We start from the raw sequence: 18,267 nt of genomic DNA, 5'->3' as shown, positions 1-18,267 counted from the left end.
AGGAAAAATATGAAAGGACAAATACTAGATTTTTCGATTCAAGCTAATACTGGGGTGATTAGTGCTGAAGATGGAAAACACTATCAATTTGCTGGTCATGAATGGCGCGGTCAAAGACCACCTACACGTGGAGAACAGGTTGATTTTGCCTTGGATGAAAGTGGGCAAGCGATTCAAGTCTACATTGCATTACACCAACAAAGTTTTTCCACGAATACGCGAACAAACTACAGTGAAGAAGAGGAAAACTATGACTTTTTCGCGTGGTCATTCAAACCACTGAAAAAGTTTGCTGAATTTGAAGGACGTGCTCGACGTAAAGAGTTCTGGTTCTTTTGGCTATTTTGTATATTGGTCACTATACTTGCCTCTGTTTGCGATTTCATTATTGGCAGTGAACCTTGGCTAGAAAATATTACCAATATCGTTTTACTTATTCCTAGCTTAGCTGTTGGCGCACGTCGACTACATGACACGGGACGTTCGGGTTGGTGGCAACTTTTAATGCTCACAATCATCGGAATCATTCCACTGATTATATGGTGGGCTACAGACACCAAAGCCGAGAACAACCAATGGGGTCAACCCGCTAGAGATCTGCAACAATAAAATAAGGCGCACAATGCGCCTTATCTTTTAACACAAAAATTTAGCCATATTTACGTGCAAAATCTTCATCTGAAGTGCATAGATAAATAATAAATTCAATAAAAGCAACAATGGATGGAATAAAGGTCCAACAGAATAGCAGATACACAATCCCCCATCCAATACGACCCAAATAGAATTTATGTATACCAAATCCACCAAGGAAGAATGCTAAGAGTGCAGCAACAATACGACTCTTTTGACCGTATTGCGTGCCTAAAGCATTCGGCACAGCGACTAAGTAAATATCGGTTGCGTAACCCAATCCACTTGTCTCAAAATCAACAAATTGTCCACGAGCAGGAACAGTTTGTCCTTTCCAATCGCTTCCAGAAAATTGATAACGATTCTGATCATCTCCACTGATGATGCCTGTATTATTTTGAACAGAAAAATCGAGTATTTGCCCTTTCATATAATCCTCTATGTTTTATCTTTATTTGATGATTCTTGGACGTTATTTTCATCAGCAATATAACGAATTATTGATGAATATCATATCATTAACTTATCTTGCCAAATAGCATTTTGTAAACATCAATCTCAATGCATATACCACTGCCATCGCAAATATTGCATAACCCGCAGGAGTAATAAACAACGGAATACACAAAACAATCACCACGGCTAAAGGATATAAAAGTTTTCTAAAGCCACTTTGATGATGCAATTCATGGAGTAAATATAAACTTGTCGTATAAATCACAAGGCTGATCGCCACAAAGTAGCTTTCTTTTTCAGAACTAATCAGTACCTCATGCGAAACCATATTGACTGCGGCAGCTAAACTAGCACCAATCGCCGCAATACTAATAAAGACAAAGAAATGTCCATAACCCCAAGTAAATGCCATTTTGCGGCTATTTAAACGCTCTGCAATACTGGTATCAAAATAAGACCACCACATGGTGAACATCATCATCAGGCCGCCCACCATCAGAAAAATCAGTTCAGTACTAAAACGCTGATTTGTTAATGCATCGGTTATGGCAATCGAGCATCCGACAATAGATTCGCCTAAAACGATAATGGTAAGCAGTGAATATCGCTCTGCTATATGATGCGCATGCCACGGTGTACGGCTTGCAGCCTCAGCAAAAATGGGAACAGACAGTTCAGCAATTGCGAGCAAAATGAAAAGATAAACTGTGAAATGCAGCGGTGAAAAATGAAAGAACAGCCACCCCACTTGTACCAGTATGATGCCAAACGCATAGCGTAATGCAGTTTTCCGACGGGACAGATCGTGCTTAGCAACACGTAACCACTGCGTAACTAAGCCCAGACGCATAATGGCATAACCAATCACAATTACGTCAAAATCCTGCTTTTGAAAAGCGCTTGGAATACCAGCAGCAATGACCAAAGAGCCAATAATCTGAACAAAAGTTAAGATTCGATAGAGCGCATCATCATTATCATATGCCGAGGCAAACCAACTAAAGTTCATCCACGCCTACCACAAAGCAAAAAACACCATGCCATACAGCGTTAAACCCTGAGCCAAATGATTTTCAACAATGGCATGATGCAGTTGCTGCCCTGCTGTTGCGATCGCAACGACAAAGATCAAGTCAAAAAGCAATTCTAAAGAGGTCGCGACACGATGATGCTCATATGGATCACGTGGGTGCAATGGTTTGAGCCACTGACTAGGGAATAAAAATGATTTGGACATAGCATTCAGCTTTATTATTTTCTGTCTGAATTTTTTCAAAACCCTGAAACAGTTACAAGGTCGATTACATAAATCAGATGAGAAACAGTTTTCTAGAAAAGGGATAATGGCTTTAAAAACACACTTAAGATTTAGATATTTCAATTGTAGAAGTTAAAAATTCAAAGTGACAAAACTGCGAAAGACGTTTTAAGACAAAAACTCGATAGATCGATGTTTTTTTATCTCAGCTATATTTTTCTCTAAATTTTAATGACATACTGCTAGCAATTAAAAAAATAATGAAATCTCAAAGTGATGTTAAAAGAAAAATTAGCGTCTTTTCCTGACGCAGTTTGGGTACAGATCCATTATGATCAAATGCAAGTTTTAACGCGCGATCATCAAATTGTAGCTGAACAAAACTGCCCTCTGGCGTTTATAGAACGCGGAAGTTTTGTCCGAAACTATCATGTTGCAGAACAGTGCTTCAACCAACTCATACAACAGATCCACTTCAAGTGGTATGAGTTTGGACAGCCGGTTATTTTTATTCAGTTAAAAGAACGCTTAAGTGAAGAAGTCAGCGCACTCGAGCTACAAGCCATTCAAGAAATGGCTCTAAGCGCAAATGCACATTTTGTATTTGTCTACGATAAACATGGCATCGCACTCGAAGCAGAAACCATCAAAAATGATGAGTCACCTTTGCTCAAATGGTTTTTCTGTGGGCTGATCTTGCTCATTTTGCTGATTATCTTCAAATAATCAGCATCATTCGCTAGGTTAGGTGCAACTACGACACTTTCTGTTGCTGCAATTGCTCAATACTCGAAATCAAATCGTTAAAACGATCAATCACCAAAGCCGGTGCCGCCGTTTGAATTTCTTCTGCACTACCATAACCATAGCTCACCGCAATACTCGGCACTGCATTACGGCGTGCGCCTAAAATATCGTACTCACGGTCTCCCACCATCACACATTCTTTTGCATCTAACTGTTCTTGTTGCAAAATGTATTCAATTAAATCGCCTTTGTTGGTGCGCTCGCCATTTAGTTCACTGCCATAGATCACAGTAAAATATTGTGCCAAATCAAAATGTTCTAAAATTTGTCGGGCATAGACCGTCGGCTTTGCTGTAGCGACATACAAGCGAAAGCCTTGCTGTTGTAGATTTGCTAGAGTTTCGGCAACGGCAGGATAGACTTTATTTTCAAATAAGCCGGTCACTGCAAAGCGCTCGCGATAGCCTAGTAAAGCCTGATCTGCAAGTACATTATGCACATCAACATTGAGGATTTTGGCCAAAGAGGCTTTCAAAGGTGGCCCAATGATCCAATCGATATTAGTCTCATCCGAAATGGGATGTCCAATTTTCGCCAGTCCATAGCGTGCTGAAGTGGTAATGCCAACTTTTGGATCTGTTAATGTTCCATCGAGATCGATCAATATATTCTTAATCACAGCTTTTACCTTATCCATTCACTTCTGCAAAAATACTATCGAGTGTTCGCTCAAAGTTGCCTATACTATCGCAAATTTTGTGTAATAAGGACATCATTGTGCGCCCTACTGTACTGTGCTTTTCAGGTCTTGACCCTTCAGGTGGTGCAGGACTGCAAGCGGACATTGAAGCCATTGGTCAAAGTGGCGCACATGCTGCCATTGCGTGTACAGCATTAACCGTTCAAAACTCACAACAAGTGTATTCGTTTGAAGCAACCTCTCGTGAGTTATTGCTGGCTCAAGCACATGCCGTCGTCGGTGACCTCCCTATTCGCTGTGTAAAATCAGGAATGTTAGGAACGACTGAAAATATCGCGGCTCTCGCTGAGTTTTTACGTGAACATCCCGAATATCATTATGTTCTCGACCCCGTTTTAGTTGCCAATAGTGGTGGCTCTTTGGGCGATCAAGCAACTTTGGTCAAAGCCTTTGCAGAACTAATTCCACTTGCCACTGTGCTTACACCCAATACCGTAGAATTACGTGCGCTCACAGGTGAAGAGGATATTTCTAAAGCAACTGCGCAACTTTTTGCGATGGGTGCTCAAGCGGTATTAGTAAAAGGTGGGCATGAAAATACGCCTGACTATATTCAAAACTCGTTATATGTTCAGGGTGAATTAGTCTCTGAAACCCGTTGTCCACGACTGGATGGGGAATATCATGGTTCGGGCTGTTCATTGGCGAGTTTTATTGCAGGGCGTTTAGCCTTAGGTGATGAGCTCAAAACGGCTGTTCATCATGCCGAAACATGGTTATTTGGTGTGTTGAAAATCGCTGAATCACCGGTTGTCGGTGGACAAAAAATACCAAAACGTTTTTAAAGTACTCGGTTATTTATTTAAACCCCATAGAATAAAACGCTATATCATTTAAAGCCCTGAATATCAGGGCTTTTTCAAATTAAGAGTCGAGTTGAACGCGATAGACCAAGGTTGGAATTTCCCATGCACCACCAGCAAATCCTTTGCACTGTGTGGTTTTTGCCATATAGGTTTGGATAAAACGCTGACCATTCCATGACCACTCCCCCGTACTATGACAGTCGCCAATGCCTCGTCCACGTTGATTGGAGAAAATCTGCCCTTCGCTAAAACCACTTCCGGAAAAGGTCACGGATTGTTTGATTTGCTTTAAATTTCGATCCATCAGCCAATAGCCATTACCACTATTATATGCCCCACGCCAACATGGCACTTCGACCAAGGCATTTTTCCCATTGATTGGAAACACCACGACCCGATCATCCTCTAAGAAATTTGCATCAAAGAGTTGAGGACAATCTTCTACTTTCGTTTTCTTCTTTATCAATCCAAACAATTGTTTGGCTGTGGGCGCATTGACGGCATACCGTGTTTGTAAGCCCTTACTGTAATTTTGAATATTCACTTTCGGAATACTTTTCGGTTTGAGTACATTGGCCGAACTACTATTGGCTTTACGCAATAATGCCGAATTTGTCCCTATGCGCTTTTGAAAATCATCCATACGGAGTAAAACTGCACTAGCGCCCTGCACGGACAATATCCATGTTTTGTTGTTGCCTTTCCACACAATTGGTTGGTTGGCTTGTAAGGCTTGAATCAGTTTTTGAGTTTGAGCTGCACTTAACTGACCTTCCGCAGTTTTGGCATCAAGCTGCACAGTTCCCTGATTTTTACCTAAAATGTAAAGTTGAAGTGGTTGATTTGCCGCATTGAAGGTTTCAGGATCGAGTTTCACTCGTGCGCTGACTTGCGCTTGAGCTCCCGCAGCACGTTGTAATAACACAGAAATAGCTGGCTGATTGCCCTCCGCTTGATAACCTGCAACGCGACACGTCCCTGTATTATCACAAGCGATTTCCCAATCCTTATGTGAAAAATAGTTTCCTTGAATTTGAGCAAAGCTCACACTACAACCCAATGCAGCAACGTAGCCTAATAGAAGTTGCCAGATGACATTATTTTTGTTCATGTCTTTGGCTCAAAATAATTATATTAGAACCATCTTAAAATGCTTTTCACTGAAACTCCAGCCTAAAAAGATCTGCTGCATCATTTGAAATTATAAAGACGAATCATTCAGTTGCTGTATCTCCTCACATTTTTTGCGCTTCACATTTTCATCACTGAGCGTATTCATCAAATCTGCAGCAAGGCCTTTTAACAGACTCATATCATCATCGGTCATTTGATTCGGCTGCCGATCTAAAACACAAAAACTTCCCAACGCCACCCCATTACAGTCTCTAAGTACAACGCCTGCATAAAAGCGAATGCGGTTATGCATCACTTCAGGTAAATGCGCAAAGCGTGGGTCACGTTGTAGGTCTTCAATAATCAAACGTTCACTTTGATACACCAAATGACTGCAGATCGAATCTTGCTTCGACTGACGTATCTGCATCGGTTGCTCGGTAGCCTCAGCCAAAGGGCTACCTGGGGTATAGACCCAGTCTTGCTTGACCCAAGAAATTTGTGCATATTTCACATCGAAGGCTTGTCTGGCTTCTTCAATATATTGTTCATAGATCGGTAAATTCCGCTCATCCAAAACATTCAGTTCTTCTAATGCTTTTAAGCGCTGCGCTTCAACGCTAGGATCAGGCTCATCCAACCAAGATTCACCCTGCTTCAATTGAAAAGCTTCAATGGTTAATAACAAGTCATTCATATTATTGACCACTGCATCGACGGTGAAATTTTCTTTGATCGCATCTAATTGGGATATCTCATCACAGCTCCACAGTGCAAAAATCAGTTTTATATCTGGAAACTGTGCCTTAAAAACTTGGCTTAAAAGGCGAATTTGAGCTTCTGGTGCTATATGGAAAATCGAAATACATACGATCTGAATATCCTCTTGGATATCATCTATACTTTGATGCTGATTTTGTATCAATACGTCGCTAAAAGCCTGAGCCGGAATACCGCTTAAGCTTAGGCTATGCGCCAACATAGCCGATACTTGAACATCAATTTCCCAACGTGCCCCGATACATAACACCGCTGCTTTCTGATCCTGCTGTGCAACTGGATATGCCCGTTGAAAACTATGATTAAACAGTTTTAATCCCTGATGTAAACGTAGTCGATGCTCTGCACTAGCCTCGGTGTTGTGGCCTCTCGAAAAAATCCGTATGGCTGGAATCGCGACTTTGGCATAAAACGCATTAACCCGACGTGCCTTGATTTCATCCGTCGCATCCTTCGGTAACTTTTCAGCAATAAAATTTTGTGCGACATCCACGGCATCTTGCACATCATCAGCGACCAATCGCTGATAAAAGCGCTCATGCGGTGCCAATGCAGGTGTACTACCGATCAGGGTTTTAATAAAACCTAAGGATGGTACATAGCTCGAAAGCACCAATAAACATGCGGTTAAAGGCGTCGATAAAATTAAACCAATCGGCCCCCACACAGCCGTCCAAAACATGGCGGCAATAATAATGGCTAAGGTTGAAAGTCCGGTACTTTCCCCATATAACCAAGGCTCAATAATATTATTACTGACCAATTCCAAGAGCAAAATTAAACCCACTGTCCATAGCACCATATTCCATGTGGGATCTACCGCAAAAGCCAATGCAATGGGGAAAATCGCAGAAATCATTGGGCCGACATAGGGAACAAAGCGCATCACTATCGCCACCATTCCCCACATAATTGCTGCCGGCACCCCAATAAACCAAAGTCCCAAGGCCATCGGAATACCGTAGGTCACATTGACCATCAGCTGCATACGTAAATATTTACCGATACGATTGGCGGCTTCATCTAGTGCGTCTGTTCCGATATTTAAATTGCCGCCCAGCAGCTTAAGGAAACGGTCATGCAAATCTTTCCGATTGACCAAAATCAGAATCACAAATAAAAATACAATACCTGCGGTTGCCAAAGGATTGAGCACCCGCTCACTCCAAGCCATGACCGCTTCAGCCGTGGTTTGTTGTTGTCCCACCACTTCCACTTGCTGCACTTTAGGATTTTTCTCTTCAGGCACCACATCATCTATCGAGTTTTCAACGGTATCTATGGTGGTTTTTGCACCATCCCAAACACTCGGGCCGCGTGCAAATTGACGAATAGAATCCATTTTCTTTTGAATCGTACCGTGATATTGCGGTAACTCTTGGCTTAATTGCCCCAGTTGATAACCTAAATAAGAGGCCGCACCGGATAAAATCGCCAAAGCCAAACCGACCACAATAAAAATCGATGGCATCTGTGGTAGTCCCCAACCACGGAGTTTCATCACCAAAGGATCAACTAAAAAAGCCAATAAAATTGCGAGTGCCAATGGAATAAAAATATCTTTGCCAAGATATAAGGCGGCAATCAGCAAACTACCGATGATAAATCCTGCCGTGATTCGAATCACTTTATGTAAATCTGCAGGGGGCATTTGCTTCGATGCGTTCAGATCTTGCAAGCCTTGCTTTTGACCTGATGGTGATGATTCAAAATCTTGCGCTAATTTATTATTTTTATGATCCATTTTCTTATCCTGAACGATGGTCATTATTTTTTAATTTAGGCTTAAGTTTTAGGGCTGCATACGCATTTCATGTAATGATTTGCAAAGAAAAAAACAGAGCTTTATAGCTCTGTTTTCATACTGTGTTTTCAGATGAATTAAAAGGTAATCACTTTACTTTGATGAGTCACAATATCCACGGGAACAGAAATATGTTGATGAACGATCTTCCATTGAGACTGCGTTTTTTTCATCCCAATGGTGTTACGACACCACGAGATCCCTGGCGTTGGTATTCCACTCTTATCATCAATTTTGGAATAACAGTGCAGAAAGGCAATATCAGGATCTGCATGGATGACCAATTCCCGCCTAAATACCTTTAAGCCTTCACGAAAATACTCCCGATAAAATTCCCACATTTTTTGATATGCCATTAAGCCACGCATTTCACAACTGGCATCAAAAAAGTACACATCTGCTGCGCAGGATTCAGCAATATTTTCAATTTTCAATTGGCAGATGACCTCATCCCAATTGGCTAAAAATTGCAGAATTTCGTCAGCGGCCTGTTGGTCACCAACTATTTTGATTTTATCTTGCATCTCTGGCACCTATTTATTTTATTTTTTATGAAGCATTGTTCTGGGCGGCGTTTGGAAGTTGAATTTTAACGATCTTCCAGCTCCAACCGCGGCGTTGCATACTAAATACGGTATATTTTTCTTCGCTTAGGCCTTGGAGCGGCACATACAGATCAAATCGATTCCAAGCGCTATAGCTGGCTTTGGGTTCAAGTGGCTGGCTTTGCTTTAAAGCAACAGCGGTTGCAGTTTCGTCATTTTTGGATAGTGTTGACGCATAAGGTTGTTCTGCGACCTTATTTTCAGCATGCGTGAATAGTTCAATCCCTGGGCTAATCATGCTCGGATTGGTTAATTGGGTTATTTCTGGTAGTTGGATCGACTCTTTTAATGCTTTGCCTTGTAAAAGCAGCATGATACTGGTTGGATTGACCAGACTGTCGACTAGCGTTGCACTGAGGACTGTGCTGAGCTGCCCACCCCAAGACTGGGCAAATTCGGGTAAATGCTGTAGCCCAGTTTTCTGTTGTATGAGGTCTTCAACTTGTGGTTTTAGACTCGATTTGACTGCCGCAAAATCGATATATTGAGCAATTTTTTCAGGTTGATTGTGCTCATAGGCTTGACGTATTTGATACAACACCCAATACGGAGACGCAATCATCCAACCCATGACGATGATCAAAATCGTAATGAGCCCATAATACAAAATATGATTCTGCTTATTCATCGTTCACCACTCTAGCCAGTGAAGTTGTGGTACTTCCTTGTACCGTCAAATAAGCCTGATCTAGGTTGAGCGTCTAACCCAACAGCGCTTATCTGAGAACCATATTGCTTTTGATCTTGTGATTTTGACCAGTTTTCAGGTTTTGTTCATCCTGCTAAGACTGTCTCGATCAGGTTGTTTCAAATTTAAGCAGTTAGATCTTTAATTTGGGTACTTGCACCATTGGTTTTAACTGATTCAATGCCTTTATCTCGCGATTGCTCACTGGCATAAAATTGGCTGGTCCCAATAATTTGATGGTTTGCCGCTTTCAAATTGAAATATGGTTTGCCATTTTTGGCCGTCAGTCGTTCAAAACGGCTGTCATCTGCACTATTCTTTTGTACAGATTCAATCCCGTTTTGTGCTGATGCTTTCGCTTTATATAATTCACTCGTTAAAATGATTTCACCGTTCCCTGCTTTTAATACAAAACGAAACTGCTGATCATTAGAATGACTGATCTCGTACCATCCCGACATATGTTACCCCTTCATTTTCATTGTTTTATCTATTATTCGATCAGGATTTGTTGTTGGAAATTCAACCTGATCTACAGAATATAAATGAACTCGGTCACATTTTTCAATGTCTTTTTTGATCAGAGTAAAGGCTTAAAATTTAATCACTAAGAAAATGATTTTCAATAAATAATTCCAATAAAAAATAATCCGACCGAAGTCGGATTTCATCATTCTTTCATCATGCTGTATTTGTGAATAGATATGCTTTACTCAACGCATTGAAAAAAGGCCTTAAGGACTGAGGATCTGCTTTGAATACGTCGCTTTATTCATTTCTAATATTTCCACACAAAGTTGCACTTCTATTGCTGAAGCTGTGACATGTTGTTTCAACACGTCCAATAACAACAATGAAATTTGCTTTTGAACTTCAACCGTTCGACCCGTCAATAATGAAACTTTGGCATGCATATACGCATGTTGAGCGTGTTCATCAAAACCCACAACAAAATCTTGTTGAGCGACAGCACGGCTCTTAATATCATTGATGGCACTTACATGACCCGATTCAAATAAGGCAGCGTTCAGCGCTTTAAGTAAAGGACGAGCCTCAAGCTCAAGGTTATTGGAATATTCCAAATGAATATGCGGCATAGTAAAGACATTTCAAACCTGTAATGCGTCTATTATGCAGGCTGAAAAATAAAATCTATAGCGGATTAGTTATCTATTTCATCTTTAAGTAGACATCCTAAGCCAAGTGTGGCCTTCGCTTAGGATGATTGAAAGTTGCTTTGGAGCGAACAAAAACGAAACTTAAACTTTTTTCACGTATTCAGATTTGAGCTTCATTGCCCCGATACCATCAATTTTACAATCAATGTCATGACCATCTGTTGCATCGACTAAAAGACGGATATTTTTAACTTTGGTGCCAACTTTCACCACTGAAGATGAACCTTTAATTTTAAGATCTTTCACCACAGTAACCGTGTCACCATCGGCCAATACATTGCCATTGGCATCTTTAATCAGCACCTGTTCATCTGCAGCGCTTTCGCCTTCACGCCATTCGTGTGAGCATTCAGGACAAATCAGTAAGTCACCATCATTATAGGTATATTCAGAATTACATTGGGGACAATTGGGTAAAGACATAAAAGACCTCAAAAAAGATGGATGTAAAAATCCATAAAAACTTAATATAACATTTTTATGTATTTCATAAACTTAAAAACCATAAATATCTTATGGTTTAGTGAAGTTATGACGATGTAAATAACACAACGCCACAGCACTTAGCGGTTTAAATTTTAGATCTCTAATGAGGTATTTAATATCAACGCTTTTAAAATATGCGCATGATTTTTATCCATATGTTTGGCCGCTGTGAGTAAGGTCAGTGGCTCCTCTTTTTCCCATGCGCGCAGTTGTTCTAACTCGGCTTGATTGGGTTGTATTTCTTGCAAATAGCGCTGTTTAAATTCGTCCCAACGAGAAGCCATTGCCTCGTCTTGATGATACCAACGACGTAAATCTGTCGATGGCGTCAATGCCTTCGGCCACAAATCTAGCTCTGCGCTCACTTTACTGATACCACGCGGCCACAAGCGATCGACTAATATGCGTTTACCGTCGTCTGGGCTTATCTCATCATAAATACGTTTAATGTGTACAGTCATTAAGCCCTCCTTCGCCTATTTATAGTTTTCGATCATTCTTCAAATTATTCATCGGGGATCGCTGGATTCACTAAAAAAGCCAGTAACTGTAAAGATTCCTGCCAACCCAAATAACAGGCATCAGGTGGAATAACGCTCGGCAACCCTGCCTGTACAATCGTCACTTCGGTTCCTACTGATAACCGCTTTAAACTCAACAGTGACCTCGATTTCACCAGCTAACTCTGGCATATCAAATTGGTCTGTATAACGCAGTATATGATTCGGCACGACTTCATGATAATCGCCATGAAAAGCGTGTGTGGTTCCTGTTGAAAAATTTTGAAACGACATGCGGTACGAGCCACCTACACGCACATCCGAATGTTCCACATGGGCCGTAAATCCATGCGGTGCCATCCATTTCACCAAAGCATCTGGCTCCACAAAGGCACGATAAACGCGCTCTACAGGCGCACTAAAAACACGATGTAATCGAACAGTATTGCTCATGATGATGTCCTTGTGTCATTGTTTTCACTGAATCATCCACATGCATTCACCCTCGCTTTATCGTCCATTTTTATCACACTGAAACGTTCTAAATGAGACAGCTTTGAGTCGTGCGAGAAAGGTCATTGCTGTTCAATACTATAGCGAATCCTACAGATTGATCCCATCACTTTAACGCAATGCCGTGTTATGTTTTGTGAGCTGCTTTCATATTGATTTTGATTAAAAATATTGAAAAATCAAAATTTTACACAATTTTTATAAAATTTAAATAATAAAAAACCCAGTTAAATCACTGGGTTCTTATTGCTAAAGACGCAATAGTGAGACTTAGCTCAATTGTGCTTCATCTTCATCCAGATCATCATCTTCATAGATATAAGCCATACAACCCCAACCGTCATATTCGCCCGAATGTTGTTCCGCAATTTTAATAAACCACTGCTCTAAATCAACGATATCTTCATAATCAGGTTCCATATAAACATAGACCGTGATAATCCATTCCACGCGATCTGATTCTTCATCTTGGAACAATGAAATTTTTTGCTCTTCTTTCAATAAATACAATGCACACTGTTCAGCCTGCGCTTCGTTCGAAAAGGCAATTGAATATTCGATTTCGTGCGGCACAGATAAATCATCACCATCTTGCTGCATCTGCCACAGCACATTGCCATTATCATCATCTGGAAATTGTTTAAAATCACGAGTCATTGTGCGTTTCCTTATCGTTTATGAATTTTATTCTGTTGACTTAGATTAACGGATAATTGTTGCAATTTGCATTAGCTAAATCTCTTTAATCAGAAATAGACCGCCGAAGTGATCTTTCTGATAACAATTCAAATTAAACCACAACATCCATGTGGGCCTGAGTTTCTTTAAGATGTAAAACCAAAGCTGCCATTTTCAATTCTTCTAAGCGTAATTGTAGATAACTGTCGAGTACCCGTGCCTGACTAAAATGTACACCATGCGCATTGAGCAAGGTGAAATCATCCGCCAAAGCCTGCAATAGCTCACCTAAGTTTTTGGTATTTAATTGGGCTAAATACAAATCAGCACGACTATTAAACACCAATGTAAATAATTGCATCGCAGCCAAACGACGTTCTTCATCAACATAATTACATTTTGCAGTCGATTGCTGCTCCATTGCATCAATCATTTTGCAACGTACCGCAGTCAAATTTTGCTTTGCCGCAGATTCATTCATGCCATCCATCAGCTGATCTAAAATACTCTGTAAAGGTAAAAAGAATGCTGACTGATAGCCCCGTATTTTGTTGTCCAAAGCACGGTTGATGTTTTCCAAATGCTGCTGATCCAGCGCTTGGCTATATAAACCTTTTAACTCGGCACGGGCTTGTTCCTGTATTTGTGATTTGGCTCTTTCTTGATATTTGCTCAAATACTGACGCACTTGTTCGATCTGTGCGCGAATATCATTCAACATGATATCGGCATTGGCTTTGGTGACTTCCACCAAACCATCTGCCTGTAAAGTTCGATACTCAACATATTGTTCAATATCCACAATATGTTGATATTTCGCTACTTTATCGACTTGGATTTTTAAGCCACTGTTTTGAATGCGTAATTGACTGATTTCATAATTCAGTTCATCTTGTTGCGACTCTGTTTCAGCCAGTTTTAACCGTGCACGATCGAAGTTTTCCTGCAGTGAACGTAGGGTTTTATCATTTTTCAATTTGCGGTTATAAACAAAAAGGAGAGCCACAATTAATAGGATGATAAGGACGATTAAAGCAATATTGATCATTTGCCAATCCTCAAAATAAGCTTCAATAATTTAAGTTTATTCCCCAAAACAAACCTAAGTTACAAAAGTTAAAATCAATAATTCATTTCATATTAGCAGAATAAATGCAAAAAAATGTATTTATCTGACCAAATACACACTTGCACACAATTTAACTAAAATACTGTTTTAAATAAATTTAATAAAATATTTTTCATATTAAAAAATAATCAATCAATATTCATTAGAAAATATAATAAAACTTTAGAAATGGTATTTATTTACTAAAAGATACAAATGAATTTAATATCAATCTTTCTAAATTTTTCACACACTTTATAGAGATATTTAAATTATTTATATATCCCCAGAATTTGGGATATGGCGTATATCATGTTTCATTTTTAAGCAGAAAAACTAATTTAAAGCTGTAGATATTCTGCGCTTTTTACATACCCTAAAAGTTTCAATGCAACACAGCAGGTTTTATGAACAATGAGCATTCACATGAATATGCTTTAAAATTCTGCCGCGCAATGAATATTAACAGCTTGTTGGGTTAAGGGCTGGGTAAATGCCAGATCGCAAGCATGTAAAGCCATCCGTCCGAGTGAGCTCTGTTTGGCATTCGGATGATACAGTTGATCCCCAGTAATTGGGTGCCCAATATGCATCATGTGTACACGTAGCTGATGTGAACGCCCTGTCACTGGTGTTAATAATACTCGGCTAATGTCTTTGCTTGCGTCATAGCTAATGGCTTGATACAAGGTTTTTGAAGGTTTGCCCAATTCAAAATGCACCATCTGTCGTGGGCGATTTTCCCAGTCCGTAATGAGGGGCACTTCAACACTACCCTCACCTTCGAGTTTGCCTTGAACCAAAGCCACATATTGCTTTTGAACCGTCCTCGCTTGGAACATTTTACTCACCGCCACTTCTGCATCGCGGTGTTTCGCAAACATCAAAATGCCTGATGTTGCCATGTCTAAACGATGGGTAATTTTTGCAGCAGGATACTGCTCCAAAACACGAAGATAGGCACTGTCATGATGCTCAGGCAAACGTCCCGGAACCGACAACAATTCCGCTGGTTTTTCGATGACAACCAAGTCTGCATCTTCATACAAAATACGTAGAGGACCTTGAGGCGGCGCATAGACAAAGCTGGGATCTAAAGGCATGGACAGACTGTGTACTGGGAGAATGTCGGCAAAATAACAACTGACTAATTCGCTGTCAATCGACTTTGACCGATCAGGTTCTACCCTAACGATTATTGGTCCCCAATTTACCAAAGGCAGGTGCTAATGAATGAGATAAATCATCCTCCAGTAATTGTAAGATGCTTGAACTCGTGGTTGATGGATACTGATGTAGTGTGATGCGATATTCGCCCTGAAACCACTGCGACAAATGCAAGGCATAGGTTTGTTTAGGCCCAAGACCTAAATGTTGTTTTAAACGGCTCTTTATCCCTGTCCGTGATGATCCGACATACAAAATGTGATTGGGTTGATTTAACTTGGCACAGGCATGGGTTTTCAATGCCTTAAATGCGGCATAGTCCTGATATGTCTGCTGTATATCGCCACCGACCTGCTCTATTACATAAATATAATGTGCGTGTTGAGCAAGAGCATCAAAACTTGAAAACTCAAATATACATTCCGCTTTAGTCTGCTGTGCCTGCAGACAATCCTGTATCAATTGATCCAGATAACCCATAACAAAATTATTTAAAATTTAGACAGTTAAGCATAACAACTTTGTTGAAAAGGACAATCTGAAGCTTAGATTAAGTTTAAGATCTTCTGCGTGATATTTATTACATCAGCAATGATCAAAGTGTGTTGGGAATACATGCGAAGTTTGGAATTTTGAAAAAGATGGAAGGATTTATTATTCGTTTGAATTCTTTAAAATTTTTTAGGGTGTAAGAGAAAACAGTGTTGTTTACTTCAACTATCATCACTTTGTAAGTCATGATCTTATAGCCTATAAACTTCTGGTTTATAGCGTCCTAAGCTGAATCGAGACCTTTTGGGTGAGTACTGTACACGTGTTTTGCACCACTGACAGCATGCTACTCTTTTCAATCTCTGTAACACCCTTGAGATATATAGTAGTGATATCGAAGAGGGATTGTTTCCCTGAAAATTACTGTTTTTGGCTTATTTTAAAAATATTTTTCACATTTAAAGATATATTGAAAATATTTTCTCCTTGTATCATTTTTTAGCATTTTTTCCATCTTATAAATGACTTTTTCCGAGAATTTCCGCCACAACTTAGTACTCAAACAACAATTATTTATGCTGTTCAAAGCAAACTATTACTTCTTTTTACTCATTTCAGACAGCAAATCCAGCTGAATTTCCTGAATCTTGGCAAGACGATCCCATTGATGCATCAACAAATGATCTATCTTTTCATGTAAATGGCGAATTTCTAATTCAGCTTTTAAATTCACCTGATAATCATTCTCCGAACGCATGCGGTCTTTAGCTTCTTGACGGTTCTGGCTCATCATAATAATGGGCGCTTGTATGGCAGCGAGGCAAGACAACATCAAATTCAGCAAAATAAAAGGATAAGGATCAGCAGGATGCTTCACCATCACCACAGTATTGACTAAAATCCACACCGCTAAAAACAATGTAAAACAAATAAGAAATGCCCAGCTACCGCCAAATGTTGCAATTTTATCCGCTAGCCTTTCGCCAAAACTCCACTGCTGATCCAGCTTTTCTTCAACATTTTTGCTAATCAGATCATGCTGCTGCATGCTGTTCAGCACCTCATATTCTAAATTGGAGACTTCGCCTTGTTCGGAGTTCAGAATTGACTGCACATACTGCATACGGTATTTGGTTAAATCAGTTTGGCATATATAGTCCTGAGCACCAGATTCAGGAAAATCCTGAGCAATTTCTTCTGTAATGACTTTACGCACGGTTCCCATTGGAATCATATTTTTCAGTGGGAAACTTTTTTTGCACACCAAACAAGTACGGCATTCTACTTTCCCGTTCATTCTTGCCTTGCCCAATTGAATTTTATGTTCTTTTGAGCATACTGTTTTGCCTAAATTTAATGCAAGCAGCTTGTGCTTTTACACCCAATATTTTTTATGATTTAAGCTTATTTTAGATAGTGCAATGCAATGTAGGGGGTTAAATTCAAAAGTAAAATACCAATTTTATAGACAGCCATTCCACCATAATGAATAGCGTCAAACTGCTGATCGCTCAACTTAAACCACTGCCCATGCAGGCGTTTCATCCAATCTTTAGCAAAGACAAATACCACAAACCAAATGATTAAAATCAGATAGTTAATCACTAAGCTATACAGCAAGAAATCGCTTAAATGACTCAAGTTCATGGCAAATCTCCTAAGCGTATTTTTATCCTTAGTTTATGCCCCTTTCGAGCAATTGAATATTGCTTTTAAATTTCCGCTTAGATTTGGACTATTTTTAAGAGAGATGCCTGACGATCTTTGAGCTTGTGCTGATTTCACTGGTGTGGTTTGTTTTGTGCGGATTAAAGGAGTAATGATTCATTATTCTTTTTTATTTTGGCTTAAATTTTTGGGGTGGTATAAGAGAAAACAATGTTGTTTACTTCAACTATCATCACTTTGTAAGTCATGATCTTATAGCCTATAAACTTCTGGTTTATAGCGTCCTAAGCTGAATCGAGACCTTTTGGGTGAGTACTGTACGCGTGTTTTGCACCACTGACAGCATGCTACTCTTTTCAATCTCTATCACACCCTTGAGATATACTTTAACCAAAGGGCATCGGGATTAATTTCCTAAGTTTTTCTAATTTTCTGCAAATTCAGCAAATTTTTTCAGCCATTTTAGGTTTGGCAGGATATTTTATCTTTTCAGCTCATTTCAGCGTTTTTTATCTGCAGATTTGCCCAATTATAAGAAAATTTTCTTTCACAACAGACCAAACGTCCAAACACAGCGTCAAATTTTAAAATATATCGCCGCTGAACATTCCCCCTCCGCTTCAATTATCTACATTGATTATGACTCACAAAACACCGCTCAGTGAGTAACTAATGATCTAGATCTATCTTTGTTCTACTTATTGAACTGATGTTACGCAGTAACATCAGAAGCGCAATTTGCTTCAAATAAATGAACGATACGCGGTAACGTCATTCGCAAGTGTTTTAGACAGGGCTACTTTTAATCAAAAATGTTTTTGCGATAC

Annotated in this window: 19 protein-coding genes and 2 pseudogenes; 3 read left to right on the top strand and 18 right to left on the bottom strand. The window is 39.8% G+C overall.

Features of this window, described 5'->3' with window-relative positions; genetic code table 11:
* Positions 1-9: 9 nt before the first annotated feature.
* Positions 10-609 (top strand): DUF805 domain-containing protein, encoded by a 600-nt coding sequence (locus tag FTV04_RS07965; protein ID WP_180089198.1) that lies wholly within the window; start codon positions 10-12, stop codon positions 607-609.
* Positions 610-649: 40 nt separating this feature from the next.
* Here FTV04_RS07965 and FTV04_RS16800 read toward each other — a convergent pair whose 3' ends face one another.
* Complete coding sequence (locus FTV04_RS16800; protein ID WP_257220987.1) at positions 650-1,063, bottom strand: TM2 domain-containing protein; 414 nt, start codon at positions 1,061-1,063, stop codon at positions 650-652.
* A 93-nt stretch (positions 1,064-1,156) separates the two neighbouring features.
* Positions 1,157-2,326 (bottom strand): annotated as a pseudogene (locus tag FTV04_RS07955) (low temperature requirement protein A).
* A gap of 297 nt (positions 2,327-2,623) precedes the next feature.
* Here FTV04_RS07955 and FTV04_RS07950 point away from each other — a divergent pair.
* On the top strand, positions 2,624-3,073 hold the full coding sequence (locus FTV04_RS07950) for a hypothetical protein (RefSeq protein WP_180089197.1): 450 nt from the start codon (positions 2,624-2,626) through the stop codon (positions 3,071-3,073).
* A 28-nt stretch (positions 3,074-3,101) separates the two neighbouring features.
* Here the strand turns inward: FTV04_RS07950 and FTV04_RS07945 are convergent, their stop codons facing one another.
* The gene (locus tag FTV04_RS07945; protein ID WP_180089218.1) at positions 3,102-3,773 is read right to left on the bottom strand and encodes an HAD-IA family hydrolase; all 672 of its coding nucleotides are present in this window, start codon (positions 3,771-3,773) and stop codon (positions 3,102-3,104) included.
* Between the two features lie 98 nt (positions 3,774-3,871).
* Here FTV04_RS07945 and FTV04_RS07940 point away from each other — a divergent pair, with 98 nt between their 5' ends.
* On the top strand, positions 3,872-4,639 hold the full coding sequence (locus FTV04_RS07940; RefSeq protein WP_078191115.1) for a hydroxymethylpyrimidine/phosphomethylpyrimidine kinase: 768 nt from the start codon (positions 3,872-3,874) through the stop codon (positions 4,637-4,639).
* A gap of 79 nt (positions 4,640-4,718) precedes the next feature.
* Here the strand turns inward: FTV04_RS07940 and FTV04_RS07935 are convergent, their stop codons facing one another.
* The 15 genes and pseudogenes from FTV04_RS07935 to FTV04_RS07865 all read right to left on the bottom strand — a co-directional run bounded on the left by FTV04_RS07935 (position 4,719) and on the right by FTV04_RS07865 (position 17,419).
* Entirely contained in the window at positions 4,719-5,771 is a 1,053-nt protein-coding gene (locus tag FTV04_RS07935; protein WP_180089196.1) for a DUF1176 domain-containing protein, read from the bottom strand.
* A gap of 90 nt (positions 5,772-5,861) precedes the next feature.
* Complete coding sequence (locus FTV04_RS07930; protein WP_257220986.1) at positions 5,862-8,297, bottom strand: AI-2E family transporter; 2,436 nt, start codon at positions 8,295-8,297, stop codon at positions 5,862-5,864.
* Between the two features lie 137 nt (positions 8,298-8,434).
* Positions 8,435-8,881, bottom strand: coding sequence for a nuclear transport factor 2 family protein (locus tag FTV04_RS07925; protein ID WP_218949636.1), 447 nt, complete (start codon positions 8,879-8,881; stop codon positions 8,435-8,437).
* Between the two features lie 25 nt (positions 8,882-8,906).
* Positions 8,907-9,590: a DUF2939 domain-containing protein gene (locus FTV04_RS07920; RefSeq protein ID WP_180089195.1), complete on the bottom strand. Its 684-nt coding sequence runs from the start codon at positions 9,588-9,590 to the stop codon at positions 8,907-8,909.
* Positions 9,591-9,775: 185 nt separating this feature from the next.
* Positions 9,776-10,111 (bottom strand): YegP family protein, encoded by a 336-nt coding sequence (locus FTV04_RS07915; protein WP_078191118.1) that lies wholly within the window; start codon positions 10,109-10,111, stop codon positions 9,776-9,778.
* A 273-nt stretch (positions 10,112-10,384) separates the two neighbouring features.
* The gene (locus tag FTV04_RS07910) at positions 10,385-10,747 is read right to left on the bottom strand and encodes a 5-carboxymethyl-2-hydroxymuconate Delta-isomerase (RefSeq protein ID WP_180089194.1); all 363 of its coding nucleotides are present in this window, start codon (positions 10,745-10,747) and stop codon (positions 10,385-10,387) included.
* A gap of 162 nt (positions 10,748-10,909) precedes the next feature.
* Entirely contained in the window at positions 10,910-11,251 is a 342-nt protein-coding gene (locus FTV04_RS07905) for a zinc ribbon domain-containing protein YjdM (RefSeq protein WP_180089193.1), read from the bottom strand.
* Between the two features lie 155 nt (positions 11,252-11,406).
* Positions 11,407-11,775 carry a DUF488 domain-containing protein gene (locus tag FTV04_RS07900; RefSeq protein ID WP_180055549.1) on the bottom strand — a complete coding sequence of 123 codons (369 nt, stop codon included), beginning with the start codon at positions 11,773-11,775 and terminating at the stop codon, positions 11,407-11,409.
* Positions 11,776-11,819: 44 nt separating this feature from the next.
* Positions 11,820-12,267: pseudogene (locus FTV04_RS07895) on the bottom strand (SRPBCC family protein).
* 330 nt (positions 12,268-12,597) lie between these two features.
* The gene (locus FTV04_RS07890) at positions 12,598-12,984 is read right to left on the bottom strand and encodes a ribonuclease E inhibitor RraB (protein WP_111884820.1); all 387 of its coding nucleotides are present in this window, start codon (positions 12,982-12,984) and stop codon (positions 12,598-12,600) included.
* A gap of 133 nt (positions 12,985-13,117) precedes the next feature.
* Positions 13,118-14,053: a hypothetical protein gene (locus tag FTV04_RS07885; protein ID WP_180089192.1), complete on the bottom strand. Its 936-nt coding sequence runs from the start codon at positions 14,051-14,053 to the stop codon at positions 13,118-13,120.
* Between the two features lie 497 nt (positions 14,054-14,550).
* Positions 14,551-15,216, bottom strand: a complete 666-nt coding sequence (locus FTV04_RS07880; protein ID WP_180089191.1) for a pseudouridine synthase — start codon at positions 15,214-15,216, stop codon at positions 14,551-14,553.
* An 85-nt stretch (positions 15,217-15,301) separates the two neighbouring features.
* Complete coding sequence (locus FTV04_RS07875; RefSeq protein WP_180009875.1) at positions 15,302-15,760, bottom strand: GIY-YIG nuclease family protein; 459 nt, start codon at positions 15,758-15,760, stop codon at positions 15,302-15,304.
* Between the two features lie 607 nt (positions 15,761-16,367).
* Complete coding sequence (locus FTV04_RS07870) at positions 16,368-17,069, bottom strand: DUF1003 domain-containing protein (RefSeq protein ID WP_168378549.1); 702 nt, start codon at positions 17,067-17,069, stop codon at positions 16,368-16,370.
* A 107-nt stretch (positions 17,070-17,176) separates the two neighbouring features.
* Entirely contained in the window at positions 17,177-17,419 is a 243-nt protein-coding gene (locus tag FTV04_RS07865) for a DUF6868 family protein (RefSeq protein WP_078191128.1), read from the bottom strand.
* Positions 17,420-18,267 lie beyond the last annotated feature (848 nt).

This window comes from Acinetobacter sp. YH12219 (assembly GCF_013417875.1).
Lineage (GTDB): Bacteria > Pseudomonadota > Gammaproteobacteria > Pseudomonadales > Moraxellaceae > Acinetobacter > Acinetobacter amyesii.
Note: the sequence above shows the minus strand (reverse complement) of the source record. Positions and strands in the feature narration are given on the sequence as shown.

Excerpts from the sequence above, each read along its gene's own strand:
- FTV04_RS07900 (WP_180055549.1), bottom strand. The coding sequence starts at position 11,775 with ATGACTGTACACATTAAACGTATTTATGATGAGATAAGCCCAGACGAC.
- FTV04_RS07935 (WP_180089196.1), bottom strand. The coding sequence starts at position 5,771 with ATGAACAAAAATAATGTCATCTGGCAACTTCTATTAGGCTACGTTGCT.
- FTV04_RS07905 (WP_180089193.1), bottom strand. The coding sequence starts at position 11,251 with ATGTCTTTACCCAATTGTCCCCAATGTAATTCTGAATATACCTATAAT.
- FTV04_RS07930 (WP_257220986.1), bottom strand. The coding sequence starts at position 8,297 with ATGGATCATAAAAATAATAAATTAGCGCAAGATTTTGAATCATCACCA.
- FTV04_RS07915 (WP_078191118.1), bottom strand. The coding sequence starts at position 10,111 with ATGTCGGGATGGTACGAGATCAGTCATTCTAATGATCAGCAGTTTCGT.
- FTV04_RS07965 (WP_180089198.1), top strand. The coding sequence starts at position 10 with ATGAAAGGACAAATACTAGATTTTTCGATTCAAGCTAATACTGGGGTG.
- FTV04_RS07870 (WP_168378549.1), bottom strand. The coding sequence starts at position 17,069 with ATGAACGGGAAAGTAGAATGCCGTACTTGTTTGGTGTGCAAAAAAAGT.
- FTV04_RS07865 (WP_078191128.1), bottom strand. The coding sequence starts at position 17,419 with ATGAACTTGAGTCATTTAAGCGATTTCTTGCTGTATAGCTTAGTGATT.
- FTV04_RS16800 (WP_257220987.1), bottom strand. The coding sequence starts at position 1,063 with ATGAAAGGGCAAATACTCGATTTTTCTGTTCAAAATAATACAGGCATC.
- FTV04_RS07925 (WP_218949636.1), bottom strand. The coding sequence starts at position 8,881 with ATGCAAGATAAAATCAAAATAGTTGGTGACCAACAGGCCGCTGACGAA.
- FTV04_RS07875 (WP_180009875.1), bottom strand. The coding sequence starts at position 15,760 with ATGGGTTATCTGGATCAATTGATACAGGATTGTCTGCAGGCACAGCAG.
- FTV04_RS07950 (WP_180089197.1), top strand. The coding sequence starts at position 2,624 with ATGTTAAAAGAAAAATTAGCGTCTTTTCCTGACGCAGTTTGGGTACAG.
- FTV04_RS07920 (WP_180089195.1), bottom strand. The coding sequence starts at position 9,590 with ATGAATAAGCAGAATCATATTTTGTATTATGGGCTCATTACGATTTTG.
- FTV04_RS07890 (WP_111884820.1), bottom strand. The coding sequence starts at position 12,984 with ATGACTCGTGATTTTAAACAATTTCCAGATGATGATAATGGCAATGTG.
- FTV04_RS07885 (WP_180089192.1), bottom strand. The coding sequence starts at position 14,053 with ATGATCAATATTGCTTTAATCGTCCTTATCATCCTATTAATTGTGGCT.
- FTV04_RS07910 (WP_180089194.1), bottom strand. The coding sequence starts at position 10,747 with ATGCCGCATATTCATTTGGAATATTCCAATAACCTTGAGCTTGAGGCT.
- FTV04_RS07880 (WP_180089191.1), bottom strand. The coding sequence starts at position 15,216 with ATGCCTTTAGATCCCAGCTTTGTCTATGCGCCGCCTCAAGGTCCTCTA.